Source organism: Pseudomonas defluvii (assembly GCF_001695625.1).
Lineage (GTDB): Bacteria > Pseudomonadota > Gammaproteobacteria > Pseudomonadales > Pseudomonadaceae > Aquipseudomonas > Aquipseudomonas defluvii.
The window spans coordinates 1-11,966 of record NZ_MBPN01000047.1; the positions used below are offsets into that span (position 1 = coordinate 1).

At 62.2% G+C, this 11,966-nt stretch carries 11 protein-coding genes and 2 pseudogenes; 2 read left to right on the plus strand and 11 right to left on the minus strand.

Annotation, left to right across the window (positions count from 1 at the left end):
• The 7 genes and pseudogenes from EKA13_RS14390 to EKA13_RS14420 all read right to left on the minus strand — a co-directional run.
• A partial coding sequence (locus tag EKA13_RS14390; protein ID WP_176717428.1) for an acyl-CoA dehydrogenase family protein occupies positions 1–683 on the minus strand: 683 nt, incomplete at its 3' end.
• A gap of 19 nt (positions 684–702) precedes the next feature.
• Positions 703–1,944, minus strand: a complete 1,242-nt coding sequence (locus EKA13_RS14395) for an SfnB family sulfur acquisition oxidoreductase (RefSeq protein ID WP_065760077.1) — start codon at positions 1,942–1,944, stop codon at positions 703–705.
• A 205-nt stretch (positions 1,945–2,149) separates the two neighbouring features.
• A complete protein-coding gene (locus EKA13_RS14400; protein ID WP_065760078.1) occupies positions 2,150–2,857 on the minus strand; it encodes a hypothetical protein in 708 nt (235 codons plus the stop codon).
• 184 nt (positions 2,858–3,041) lie between these two features.
• Complete coding sequence (locus EKA13_RS14405; protein WP_065760106.1) at positions 3,042–3,653, minus strand: ATP-binding cassette domain-containing protein; 612 nt, start codon at positions 3,651–3,653, stop codon at positions 3,042–3,044.
• 7 nt (positions 3,654–3,660) lie between these two features.
• Positions 3,661–4,329 carry a cystine ABC transporter permease gene (gene tcyL, locus EKA13_RS14410; protein WP_065760079.1) on the minus strand — a complete coding sequence of 223 codons (669 nt, stop codon included), beginning with the start codon at positions 4,327–4,329 and terminating at the stop codon, positions 3,661–3,663.
• Positions 4,326–4,682, minus strand: a pseudogene (locus EKA13_RS14415) (transporter substrate-binding domain-containing protein); the annotation flags it as partial. The gene tcyL and the pseudogene EKA13_RS14415, both read right to left, overlap by 4 nt.
• 11 nt (positions 4,683–4,693) lie before the next feature.
• A pseudogene (locus tag EKA13_RS14420) lies at positions 4,694–4,891 on the minus strand (pyridoxal-phosphate dependent enzyme); the annotation flags it as partial.
• A 190-nt stretch (positions 4,892–5,081) separates the two neighbouring features.
• On the opposite strand from EKA13_RS14420, the gene epsC reads away from it, so the two are divergent.
• Complete coding sequence (gene epsC, locus EKA13_RS14425; RefSeq protein ID WP_065760081.1) at positions 5,082–6,014, plus strand: serine O-acetyltransferase EpsC; 933 nt, start codon at positions 5,082–5,084, stop codon at positions 6,012–6,014.
• A 200-nt stretch (positions 6,015–6,214) separates the two neighbouring features.
• Entirely contained in the window at positions 6,215–8,176 is a 1,962-nt protein-coding gene (gene betT, locus EKA13_RS14430; RefSeq protein WP_176717429.1) for a choline transporter BetT, read from the plus strand.
• A gap of 73 nt (positions 8,177–8,249) precedes the next feature.
• On the opposite strand, the gene tauD is transcribed toward betT, so the two are convergent.
• The 4 genes from tauD to tauA are packed head-to-tail and all read right to left on the minus strand — an operon-like array spanning position 8,250 to position 11,760.
• Positions 8,250–9,083: a taurine dioxygenase gene (tauD, locus tag EKA13_RS14435; protein ID WP_065760083.1), complete on the minus strand. Its 834-nt coding sequence runs from the start codon at positions 9,081–9,083 to the stop codon at positions 8,250–8,252.
• Positions 9,084–9,139: 56 nt separating this feature from the next.
• On the minus strand, positions 9,140–9,979 hold the full coding sequence (tauC, locus tag EKA13_RS14440; RefSeq protein WP_065760084.1) for a taurine ABC transporter permease TauC: 840 nt from the start codon (positions 9,977–9,979) through the stop codon (positions 9,140–9,142).
• A complete protein-coding gene (gene tauB, locus EKA13_RS14445; protein ID WP_065760085.1) occupies positions 9,976–10,770 on the minus strand; it encodes a taurine ABC transporter ATP-binding subunit in 795 nt (264 codons plus the stop codon). The genes tauC and tauB overlap by 4 nt, the downstream gene beginning before the upstream one ends.
• Before the next feature lie 12 nt (positions 10,771–10,782).
• Positions 10,783–11,760, minus strand: a complete 978-nt coding sequence (gene tauA / locus EKA13_RS14450) for a taurine ABC transporter substrate-binding protein (protein WP_065760086.1) — start codon at positions 11,758–11,760, stop codon at positions 10,783–10,785.
• Positions 11,761–11,966 lie beyond the last annotated feature (206 nt).

The window sequence follows — 11,966 nt, forward strand, 5'->3', positions numbered from 1 at the left end:
TGAAAGGGCACGATATCGTCGGCCGCTACCTGCACGTTGTCGAACACCACCGAACCACTGCCGGTGGTGCGTTGGCCGAAACCACTCCAGTCGTCGATGACATTCAGGCCCGGGCTGTTGGCTGGAACGAAGGCCAGGTGCTGTTCACCGTGCTCGTCGACCACCGAGGTCGGAATCCGTTGAGCATACAGCGCACCGGTGGCGTAGAACTTGCGGCCATTGATGCGCCAGTGCTCGCCTTCACGGCTCAGTGCGGTGGTGCGGTCATGGGCGGTTTTGGTGCCCAACTCAGCCAGGGCATTGCCGAAGCGCTGGCCTGCGAGTACTTCGGCATACAGGCGCTGCTGTTGCTCTGGGCTGCCGTTGACGCGCAGCACTTCCAGTGCATAGAAGTGGTTCTGCGGGATCTGGCCGAGCGATGAGTCGGCCTGGGCAATACGGCTGATAACCTTGGCCAGGGTGACGTTGGACACCCCGGCACCACCGTAGGCTTTCGGGACCGTGATACCCCATAGGCCAGAGCGCGAGAACAACGCCAGTTCGGCATGCGGCAACTGCCGCTCGCGGTCGCGCAGGATGCTGTCCTGACGCAATTGTTGGGCGATATCCTCGGCGATCTGCAAGGCCTGGGCATCAGTGTGGATAACCGCAACGCTGGCGTGCGGTAGTGACAAAAGGCTCATAGAGGCTCCAGTGGTCTGGTCAGATCCAGGAATGCCGGGCAGGCAGGGTACCGTTGAGGTAATAGGCGCCGACGGCGTGGTATTTCCAGCGCACCGGGTCATGCAGGGTGTGCACACGGGCATTGCGCCAATGCCGGTCGAGGTTGAACTCGGCCAGGCTGGCCCGGCTGCCGGAGAGTTCGAAGAGTTTCTCGCTGGCCTGCAGGGAAATTTCCGTGGTCAACACCTTGGCCTCGGCCACGGCGATGGAGGCCCGAGCGGCCGCCTCGGCGTCAATTGGTGCGGCATTGACTGCATCCAGCACGCGCGCAGCTTTGCTCAGCAGCGCCTGGGCCGCGTGCAGTTCAAGCTGCAGGCGACCGATGTCGGCGATCACGTACGGGTCGTCGCTGGCGCGTTCGACCTTGGCATCGATCCATGGGCGAGCACGTTCGCGCACAAAGGCGATGGTGTCGGCGAGTGCCGCTTCGGCGATCCCGGCATCGATGGCGGCCTGGATCAATTGCGAGACGGCGCCCTGAATATTCGGGCTTTCACCGATCCGCCAGTTATCGACGACCAGTTCCGCGTCGACCGGAACCTTGTCCAGCAGGACGGTGCCGCTGGCGGTGGTACGTTGGCCGAAGCCAGACCAGTCATCGACAATGCGCAGCCCCGGGCTGCCCCGGCGTACAAACGCCATGACCTGACGGCCTTCATCATTCAGCGCTTTGACCGCGACCCAATGGGCGTACAGGGCGCCGGTCGAGTAGAACTTCTGCCCGCTGATAACGTAACCGTCGCCTTGGCGGGTAATGCGCGCCTTGAGCTCCAAGGTGTTCTTGGTGCCGCGCTCCGGGCCGGCATTGCCGATGCGCCAGCCGTTCAGCACGCTGGTGAACAGCAGGGCTTTCTGCGGCTCGGTTGCTGCGCCTTGCAGCAGTTGCAGGATGCCGACCTGATTTTGCGGGATCTGCCCGAGCGCAGGGTCGGCGGCGCTGATAATGCGAAACACCTCGGCCAGGGACTGAAACGAGACCTGCGGGCCACCATAGGCCCGGGGGATCGTGATACTGCCCAGGCCGCTGTGGGTGAAAAGTTCGATTTCACTCCAGGGCAGCTTGCGTTGCTGATCGCGTTTGGCTGCCTGGGTGCGGGCGACTGCGGCCAGTTCGTGAGCTGCCTGCAAGGCTTCGGCGTCATTGCGCAGAACCTTGGCCGGCAAGAGTAATGGGGCGCTGTCCAGATCGCTGTGGACTGTGGTGATTGCCAGACTGGACATTTCAGTACCGCTCCTTGGCTGCACTCAATGCCCTGGCGTTACGCACTGGGGTGATTGTGTTCCTGACCATACCTACCTCACTGATGGGAAAGTCGCCGCGGGTGCGGCGACGGAACAAGCGTGGGTCCGGTGGTCCGGTTTATATACCTTAATTGTTTGTAAAAATTAAATGAACGAACTTTTGGGAATATACATAGAAGGGAGGTCAGGGCCGGCTGTTGTAAACCTTCACCTGCAGGGGAGCCGCCCATTGCGAGCTGTTACCCACGCGGTCAAGGACGCAGTAACTGATGTCGAGAAAGTCGTCCGCTCCGGCTTCGATGACCAGCGCCCTGGGGATTTCGCCATGCACGGCGAGGCCGATAGCGTCAGCGCCGAGTGCAGGCAGGTCGAGGCGCACGTCACCCCAGCGAAGGGTGATTTCATCGCCTTCGGCCATGTTCAGGTAAGGGGCGATGCGAAAGGGCAGCGTTGGCCCCAGGCGCTGCAGGTCGAGGCCATGGCGAACAATTGCAGGGGCCAGGCTCAGCGGGGCGAGCGCCGGGTTTTCGGTGGTCTCGCACAGGGTCTCACCGCCAGGGCAGGCCAGCTTGATGAGCACCTGCAGTGACTGTGACTTTACAGGCCGGCACCCGGGCTTGAGCAGGCGATAGTGCAAGCGGTTCGCGCCTGGGCGCAGCAGCGTACGGGGTACCTGGAAACTGATGTGTTGGTCGAGGTCGTTGGCCGAAAGCTGGTGTGCGGCAACGAAGCAACTGCCCCAGAACAGTTCCAGCACGTCACCCGTTTGCATGGCCGCATTGGTCTGGATGCAGGCGCGCAGGTTGCTGGCAGCGGCCAGGCCAATGCCCTCATGGGCAACGTCGGGGAGGGCAGGAGGGGGCAGTTCAGTTCCTTTGGCTGCACAGTGCATGGTGATGTTCCCGTACGAAGTAAATGAGTGGTCGAGGACGACGTTGCTCAGGTTTATTGGCGAGTACGGGAAGCGAGTCAAGGCATGCGGGCGCCGCCTTGGGCTGGGTGCAGGATCTTCGGAGACGTCCTACTTCGAGGGGGAAACCAGGGTGTTCGTCGGGTGCAAAAGTCGTCGTCCTGGCTCAGGGCTGCGAGGCGTGCATACCGAGGAACTTGCCAAGGAATTGCCGGGTGCGTTCTTCCCTGGGATTGGCAAAGAGTGCCTTGGCTTCACCCTGCTCGACGATGACCCCCTTGTCGAACAGAATCACTTCGGGCTCCATGGCCAGTGCCCGAGCAATGGCTACCCGCTGTTGCTGGCCGCCGGACAAGCGTCTCGGATAGGCATTTTCCTTGTCGCCCAGACCGACTTTCTGCAACAAGGCGCGGCCCAGGGTGATGGCCGCATCGCGTGGGGTTTTCTTGACCACGATGGGGCCTTCGATAACGTTTTCCAGCGCCGTGCGGTGGGGAAACAGGTTGAAGTTCTGGAACACGAAACCGACGTGCTGGCGCAGTTGGCGGATCAGGCCCTGTTGCTGTTTCAGCGGACGGTTGCCGTCAATCTCGATGTTGCCGACGCGAATGCGACCGCTGCTGGGGGTTTCCAGCAGGTTCAGACAGCGCAGGAAGGTGGTCTTGCCCGAGCCGCTGGGGCCGATGATGGCAATCACTTCACCGGCGTTGACGGTAAGGTTGATACCGGCCAGTACGGTCTGGCCGTTGAACTGCTTGGTCAGGTGCTCTACGACGATCCTGCGCTCAGGACTCCAGGTCGTGCCGGTTGACCCGCGCTTCAAGGCGGTGCTGCAGGTGGGCGAGGAGGCTGGACAGTACCCAGTAGATCAGTGCTGCCGCCAGGTACAGGGTGAACACCTCGAAGGTGCGTGCGGTAATCAACTGCGCCTGACGAAACAGCTCCGGCACCTGGATGGTCGCGGCCAGCGCCGTGTCCTTGACCAGGGAGATGAAGCTATTGCCCAGTGGTGGCAAGGCGGTGCGTGCAGCCTGTGGCAGGATCGCCCGACGCATGGCCTGGCTGCGGGTCATGCCGATGCTGGCGGCGGCTTCCCATTGGCCGCGGTCGATGGAACTGATGGCCGCCCGCAGGATTTCGCAGGCATAGGCGGCCATGTTCAGCGACAAGCCGATCAGTGCCGCTGGCAGTGGGTCGAGTTCCAGGCCCAGTTGCGGCAGGCCGTAATAGATCACGAACAGTTGGACCAGCAGCGGTGTGCCGTGAAAGAACGACACGTAGACTCGGGCAGTCCAGCTAAGCACTTTCAGCGATGACAGCCGCATCAGCGCCAGGCCGAACCCCAGCAGCAAGCCGAAGAACATACCGCCCAGGCTCAGGCCTACGGTGAAGTACGCGCCCTTGAGCAGAAAGGGCGCGGAATCCAGCGCCAGCTGGAGGCTGTCGGCAATCATTTTGTGACGTCAGCGTTGAACCATTTCTGCGACAGCTTGGCCAGGGTGCCATTGGCCCGAAGCGTGTCGATGGCCTTGTTGATCGCCTCAAGCAGTTCCGGCTCACCTTTGCGCAATGCAACACCGGATTCCTGGCGGGAGAAGGCTTCGCCGGTGACGGCGGTGTCCTTGGCCTTGGCGACCAGCTCGAATGCGGCCAGGCGGTCTACCAGAATGGCGTCGATACGGCCGACCCGCAGGTCCTGGTATTTGGTGGGGTCGTCGTCGTAGGTCTTGATGATGGCTTTCGGTACGTTGTCCTTGAGCCATTGCTCGTAGTTGGTACCCAGGCCTACGCCGACTTTCTTGCCGGCCCCAGGCGTGCCGCCAGGGCATCTGCGGCCAGGTATTCAAGCTTGCGCAGTTTGTTGCCACCGAATGCCAGCGGCGTCAGGTCGTCGCGTTTGACGTAGATGGCGCGGCCTGCCCACGTAGACAGTCGCTCGAGTTTTTCCAGTGGCGTGGGCCCGCTCAGCAGTTCAAGGCGGTTGAAGCGAGTGAGCTGGCGTTCGAGTTCGGTCATGGGAAGTTGTGCCTGACAAAAAATCGAGTATAGGCAGCCGGTGGCGTTCGGCGAATAGCTCGGCTTATGCCCCCGGTATAGCGGATTGGAATAAAGGGTTATTTTTTCCAGCGACGCCAATTGCCGTAAAGTGGTCAGCTATCAGGCGAGCATTCCAATCCAGCAGCTGCCGCGTGGCAGGAGAGCAACCGTGAGCGAGAACGCGCAAACAGGGCAATGGCAATTGCAGGGTATCGTCGGCCAGCTACGTGCTGCCCGTGATCAGTGGCGCAGCCGCAATGGCCGCAGCAGTGGGGAGCAGGGCGGGCGCGAATTACCCTCGCGTGAAGCCATGCGGCAGATCCTTGAGCAGTTGTGTGGCGCGTTGTTCCCGATGCGCCTGGGCCCGGTCGACCTGCGTGAAGAGAGCGAAGACTTTTACGTGGGGCATACCCTCGACACAGCCCTGACCGCGTTGCTCGCGCAGGCCCGTCTGGAGCTGCGCTATGTTGCGCGTCAGGGCAAGGCGGCCCCGGCACAGGTCGATGCCACCGCCTTGCGTCTGATCCAGGATTTCGCCGCGGCCTTGCCCGGCCTGCGCAGCCTGCTCGACACCGACGTGTTGGCGGCGTACCACGGCGACCCGGCGGCCCGCAGTGTCGATGAAGTCCTGCTGTGCTACCCCGGTATCCTTGCAGTGATTCATCACCGTCTGGCGCACCACCTGTACCGTGCAGGCTTGCCGCTGCTGGCGCGGATCAGCTCGGAAATCGCCCACTCGGCCACGGGTATCGACATCCACCCCGGCGCGCAGATCGGCCCGAGCTTCTTCATCGATCACGGTACCGGTGTGGTCATCGGTGAAACCGCAATCATCGGTGAGCGGGTACGGATCTATCAGGCCGTGACCCTTGGTGCCAAACGCTTCCCGGCCGACGAGTCTGGCCAATTGCAAAAGGGCCACCCGCGCCATCCGATCGTCGAGGACGATGTGGTGATCTATGCCGGCGCCACCATCCTTGGCCGAATCACCATCGGCAAGGGCTCGACCATTGGCGGCAACGTCTGGTTGACCCGCAGCGTGGCACCGGGCAGCAACTTGACCCAGGCCAATCTGCAGCATGATGACGGGACGCAGAAGTAGGCGGGCTTAGACCGGTTGGGTCGCATCTGAGCGCCATCCATGTTTAACTTGAACGCTCGTTCAAGTTAAACGGTGGTCCGCTGCCGGTGTTCAACAGGAGGAAACCCTTTGCTGAACCCGTTCAATCCAACCCTTTCCACGCGTCGTGAGGTGCACTGCCTATGAGTGCATCCACGCCTGTCCCGACCAGCAAGATCCGCATGAACCCGCCGGTGTTCTACTTCGCGGCAAGCTTCATTCTGTTGTTTGGCCTGGTGGTGATCACCAACCCCACGGCCGCCGGTGAGTGGCTGTTGGCCGCGCAAAACTGGGCTGCCAATACGGTCGGCTGGTACTACATGTTGGCGATGACGCTGTACCTGGTCTTCGTGGTGGTCACCGCCTTGTCTGGCTACGGCAAGATCAAGCTCGGTGCCGACCACGACGAGCCCGAGTTCAGTTACCTGTCATGGGCCGGCATGCTGTTCGCCGCCGGTATCAGCATTACCCTGTTCTTCTTCTGCGTCTCCGAACCGCTCACCCACTTGCTTCAGCCGCCTCAAGGCGAGGTCGGTACGGTCGAGGCCGGGCGCCAGGCCATGCAGTTGCTGTTCCTGCATTGGGGCCTGCATGGCTGGGGTGTTTTTGCCTTTGTCGGTATGGCCCTGGCGTATTTCGCCTACCGGCACAACCTGCCATTGGCCCTGCGTTCGGCGCTGTACCCGCTGATCGGCAAGCGTATCAACGGGCCGATAGGCTATGCAGTGGATGGCTTCGGCATCATCGCCACGGTGTTCGGCCTGGGGGCCGACATGGGCTTTGGTGTCTTGCACCTGAACGCCGGCCTGGATTACCTGTTCGGTATTTCCCATAGCCATTGGGTGCAAGTTGCGCTGATCACGCTGATGATGGGCGCCGCAGTGGCTGTTGCCGTGGCCGGTGTGGACAAGGGCGTGCGGGTGATGTCCGACATCAACATGCTCCTGGCCTGTGGGTTGCTGCTGTTCGTGCTGTTCGCCGGCCCGACACAGCACCTGTTCAACACGCTGATCCAGAACCTGGGTGATTACCTCGGTGCCTTGCCGCGCAAGAGTTTCGATGTCTATGCCTACACTCAGGCCAACGACTGGCTGGGTAACTGGACGGTGTTCTACTGGGCCTGGTGGATTGCCTGGGCGCCCTTTGTCGGCCTGTTCATCGCACGGATCTCCCGGGGCAGGACGATCCGTGAATTCGTCTTTGGTGTGCTGCTGATTCCACTGGGCTTCACCCTGGCCTGGATGTCGATCTTCGGCAATAGCGCCCTGACCCAGGTGCTTGATCATGGCATGACCAGCCTGGCCCAGTCGGCCCTCGACAACCCGTCGATGACCCTTTACCTGCTGCTGGAAACCTACCCGTGGAGCAAGGCGGTGATCGCTATCACGGTGTTCATCAGCTTTGTCTTCTTCGTCACCTCGGCCGACTCCGGCACCGTGGTGCTGTCGACCTTGTCCGCCCGTGATGGAAACGCCGATGAAGATGGGCCGAACTGGCTGCGGGTGTTCTGGGGCGCCATGACCGGGCTGATCACCATTGGCCTGCTGTTCGCGGGCAGTATCGACTCGCTCAAGTCGGCAGTGGTACTGACCTCGTTGCCCTTCTCGGTGATTCTGCTGGCAATGATGTGGGGGCTGCACAAGGCGTTTTACCTGGAGTCGCAGCGGCAGATTGCCCAACTGCACTCCCTGGCCCCATTCGCCACTTCACGCCGTGGTCGCGGTGGCTGGCGTCAACGTTTGAGCCAGGCCATTCACTTCCCGTCGCGGGATGAGGTCTACCGGTTCATGGATGACGTGGTGCGCCCGGCGATTGCCGAGGTCACCGAAGTGTTTGCCGAGAAAGGCCTGGCGGTGATTTCCCAGGAAGACCCGAGCCACGACAATGTCAGCCTGAAGATCGGCCATGGTGAAGAGCAGCCGTTTATCTACCAGGTGCAGATGCGCGGCTATTTCACACCGTCCTTCGCGTTGGCAGGGCTGGGTACGCAAGAGTTGAAGAACCGTCGCTACTACCGTGCGGAAGTGCACCTGAGTGAAGGCAGCCAGGATTATGACCTGACGGGTTACAACAAGGAGCAGATCATCAACGACATCCTCGACCAGTACGAACGGCACCTGCAGTACCTGCACCTGGTGCGCTGAGCCCACTGCCTGCAACCTGCTGGACAGGTGGCAGCCATCTTGCCCTTTTACCGGGAGGTGGCTGCCGCGAGGTTCAGAACGGTGCGTCGCCCAGAATCGTCGCCCGGTGCATCACGCGTCGCTGCGGACGGTAATCGTCTACCGCGTAATGCTGGGTGACGCGGTTGTCCCAGAATGCCACGTCGTTTTCCTGCCAACGCCAGCGAATGGTGAATTCGGGGCGGGTGGCGTGGGCAAACAACAGGGCGAGCAGCGCCTTGCTCTCTGCCTCGCTGAGCTCGTTGATGCGGGTCGTGAAACCTTCGCTGACAAACAGTGCCTTGCGCCCGCTAACCGGATGGGTTCTGACCACCGGATGTGAAAGCGGCGGGTTAGCGCGGCGGGTCGCCTCCCAGCGTTCGCGGTCTTCGGCGGTCGTGCCAAAACGTTCCAACGGAAACGACTGGGTGAAGTCATGGGTCGCAGTGAGGCCGTCGAGCATCTGCCGCAGGGGTGCCGAAAGGGCCTCAAAGGCGGCGATGCCGCTGGCCCACAGGGTGTCTCCCCCATAAGCCGGCAACTGCTTGGCACTGAGCACTGCGCCCATCGCCGGGGTTGCCAGGAAGGTTACGTCGGTGTGCCAGACGGCGTTGTCGCGCACGTCGGTGACCGCCGTGTCGAGCACCAGCACCTCTGGTGTCTCAGGGACGTTAGGGTAGATCGGGTGAATGTGCAGGTCGCCAAAGTGCGCAGCGAAGCGTGCTTGCTGGGCAGGCGTCAGCGGTTGATCACGGAAGAACAGTACCTGGTGCTTGAGCAACGCCTGCTCGATGGCATCGCGTTGCTCGGCATTGATCTCAACACTCAGGTCAATGCCGCTGATCTGTGCGCCCAGTGCCGGGCTCAATGGGGTAATGGTCAGGCTCATAGGGGTCTCGTTCGGTTCGGCGCCGAGCTGTCGGCGTGGTCAGTGTCGGTGCGCGATCAATGGCTCTGGCCGTGCCAAGGCACCAGTTTGCGTTGCAGTGCACGCAGGCTCATCTCCAGGGCGAAGGCGATCAGGGCGATAACCAGAATGCCCAGTACCACCACATCGGTGACCAGAAACTGTGCTGCCGATTGCACCATGAAGCCCAGGCCGCTGGTGGCGGCGATCAGTTCGGCGGCAACCAGGGTCGACCAGCCGACACCCAGGCCAATACGCACACCGGTAAGAATGTCCGGCAGTGCGCTGGGCAGAATCACATGGCGAATCAGCTGTGCCCGTGTGGCACCCAGCGACTGCGCAGCGCGCAACTTGGCCGGGTCGACCGTGCGCACGCCAGTGGCGGTAGCGATGGCAATCGGGGCGAAGATCGCCAGGTAGATCAGCAGCACTTTCGACAGCTCGCCGATACCGCACCAGATCACAATCAGGGGCAAATAGGCCAGCGGAGGAATGGGCCGGTAGAACTCGATCAGTGGGTCGAGAATGCCCCGTGCAATCCGGTTGTGGCCGATGGCGATGCCGATCGGAATGGCGCTGACAATCGCGGCACCCAGGGCCAGGCCGATACGTCCGAGGCTGGCGCCCAAATGTTGCCAGAGGGTCGACTCCATGTAGCCCTGGGTCAGCAGTAACCAGGCTTTGGACAACACCGCGGCAGGCGAGGGCAGGAACAGCGGTTCGATCCACTCGGCTGCCGTGACGGCCCACCAGACGGCCAGCAGGCTGATCAGGGTCAGGCCGCTGATCCAGCGGGTGCTCAGGCTGCGGCGTGCTGCCGTTGTGTGGGCCAAGGGTTTGGCGGCTTTTGCTGCCAACGGAACGTCCAGGCTGCTCATGCGGACTCCTGCCGCGTGGCGGCGCTGCGTTGTGAGAACACCCGCGCCAGCACATGCTCGCGGGTTTCGATAAAGCGTGGGTCGGATTTGATCGCCCGGGCCGATTCACCGGCGGCGTAACGGCGCCCGAAGTCCAGCGGCAGGCGCTCGACAATCCGCCCCGGATGGGGTGCCAGCAGCACGAGCTCGGTGGCCAGGAACACTGCTTCCTCAATGTCGTGGGTAATCAGGAACACCGGCTTGGCGGTACGCTGCCACACCTGCAGCAGCAACTCCTGCATCTGCTCGCGGGTGAAGGCATCCAATGCGCCGAAGGGTTCATCCATCAGCAGCACCCGCGGGTCGGCTGCCAGCGCGCGGGCCAGGCCCACACGCTGCTTCTGACCACCGGACAGCTGCCAGATACGCCGGCTGCCGAACCCGGCAAGGTCAACCAGGGCGAGCATTTCGCGGGCCTTCTGTTCCCGTTGCACACGTGGCACACCGGCCAGCTCCAGGCCGAAGGCAACGTTGCTCAGCACGTCCTGCCAAGGCAGTAGCGCGTCGTCCTGGAACACCACACCACGCTCGGCGCCGGGGCCTTGCACCGGCTTGCCGTCGAGAGTGATGCGCCCGGCACTGGGCGCAACAAAGCCGGCGATCAGGTTCAGCAGCGAGGTCTTGCCGCTGCCGGAAGGGCCCAGGGCCACCAGCAACTGCTGTGGGCCCAGGCTCAGGGAGATGTCGGCCAGTACCGGCTCGGCCGCACCGAGGTACTGTGCGCTGATGCGCTCCAGCTCAAGCAATGCCATGACAGGCTCCGATCAGTTGGCGATGAATTTGGCGCTGACGTAGGGCGAGTAGTCCGGCAGTACCGCCTCGACCTTGCCTTGCGCCTTGAGGAAGGTGGCGGTGTCGGTGATGGCCTGGGTGGTCGGTGCGCCGAGGGCTGCGATCTGGTCATTGGCCAGCGGGAAGACGTTGCCCTGAAGCAGCGCCGGGATATCGGTAGCCTTGGCCCCGGACAGTTTCACCAGCTTGTCGACGTTGCTTTGGTCGGCAAGCCAGGCTTGCGGGTCTTTGCGGTACTCGGCGTAGGCGTCCAGGGTGACCTTGGCGAAGGCTTTGACGATTTCTGGGTGTTTGGCGGCAAAGTCCTTGCGCACGATCCAGGCGTCGAAGGTGGGTGTACCGGTCTTGGCCAGTTCGCCGGAGGTGATCAGCACCTTGCCGTTTTCCTTGGCCACACCCAGTGCCGGGTCCCAGACGTAGGTGGCGTCGATGTCACCACGTTTCCAGGCAGCAATGATGGCGGGCGGCGCCAGGTTGAGGATCTGTACCTTGGCCGGGTCGATGTTCCACTGCTTCAGCGCGGCCAACAGGCTGTAGTGCCCGGTGGAGACAAACGGCACGGCGATTTTCTTGCCGACCAGGTCTTGCGGCGAATGGATCCCCGCACCGTCGCGAGCGACCAGTGCTTCGGCGGCGCCAATCTGGGTGGCGATCAGGAAGGTTTCCACCGGCAGCTTACGGGTCGCGGCCGCCGCCAGAGGGCTTGAGCCCAGGTAGCCGATCTGCACATCACCCGAGGCTACGGCGGTGATCACGTCGGCCCCGCTGTCGAACTTGCGCCAGTCAATGCTGGCCTTGCTGGCTTTTTCATAATCGCCGTCAACCTGGGCGACTTTCGCCGGGTCAACAGTGGTCTGGTAGGCCACGGTCAGGTCGGCCGCCTGGGTGAACCAGCTGGCACCGGCCAGGGTCAGTGCGGCGAACAGGCGCAGCGGCGTATGCAGGGTCATGGAAAACTCCTTCTCAGGCGGAGGGTGATGGGTGATTGAGAAGAAGGCTAAATGATCTAAAAAAATTAAAATAAATAACTTTTAGGAATTAGCTTAGGAGCCAATTGCTTTAAGGCGCTTGCGTGTCTGGGGAGGGTGCGTTGGTTTGGCGATGGGCTGACCACGGTCAACCTCGCCACTGCACGGGTGGGAGAGGATTGAAATGG

Bases quoted from the DNA above. Each gene is read 5' to 3' on its own strand.
- tauB (WP_065760085.1), bottom strand. From the start codon at position 10,770: ATGGCATTGCTTGAGCTGGAGCGCATCAGCGCACAGTACCTCGGTGCG.
- tauD (WP_065760083.1), bottom strand. From the start codon at position 9,083: ATGAGCCTGACCATTACCCCATTGAGCCCGGCACTGGGCGCACAGATC.
- tauA (WP_065760086.1), bottom strand. From the start codon at position 11,760: ATGACCCTGCATACGCCGCTGCGCCTGTTCGCCGCACTGACCCTGGCC.
- tcyL (WP_065760079.1), bottom strand. From the start codon at position 4,329: ATGATTGCCGACAGCCTCCAGCTGGCGCTGGATTCCGCGCCCTTTCTG.
- EKA13_RS14400 (WP_065760078.1), bottom strand. From the start codon at position 2,857: ATGCACTGTGCAGCCAAAGGAACTGAACTGCCCCCTCCTGCCCTCCCC.
- betT (WP_176717429.1), top strand. From the start codon at position 6,215: ATGAACCCGCCGGTGTTCTACTTCGCGGCAAGCTTCATTCTGTTGTTT.
- EKA13_RS14395 (WP_065760077.1), bottom strand. From the start codon at position 1,944: ATGTCCAGTCTGGCAATCACCACAGTCCACAGCGATCTGGACAGCGCC.
- tauC (WP_065760084.1), bottom strand. From the start codon at position 9,979: ATGAGCAGCCTGGACGTTCCGTTGGCAGCAAAAGCCGCCAAACCCTTG.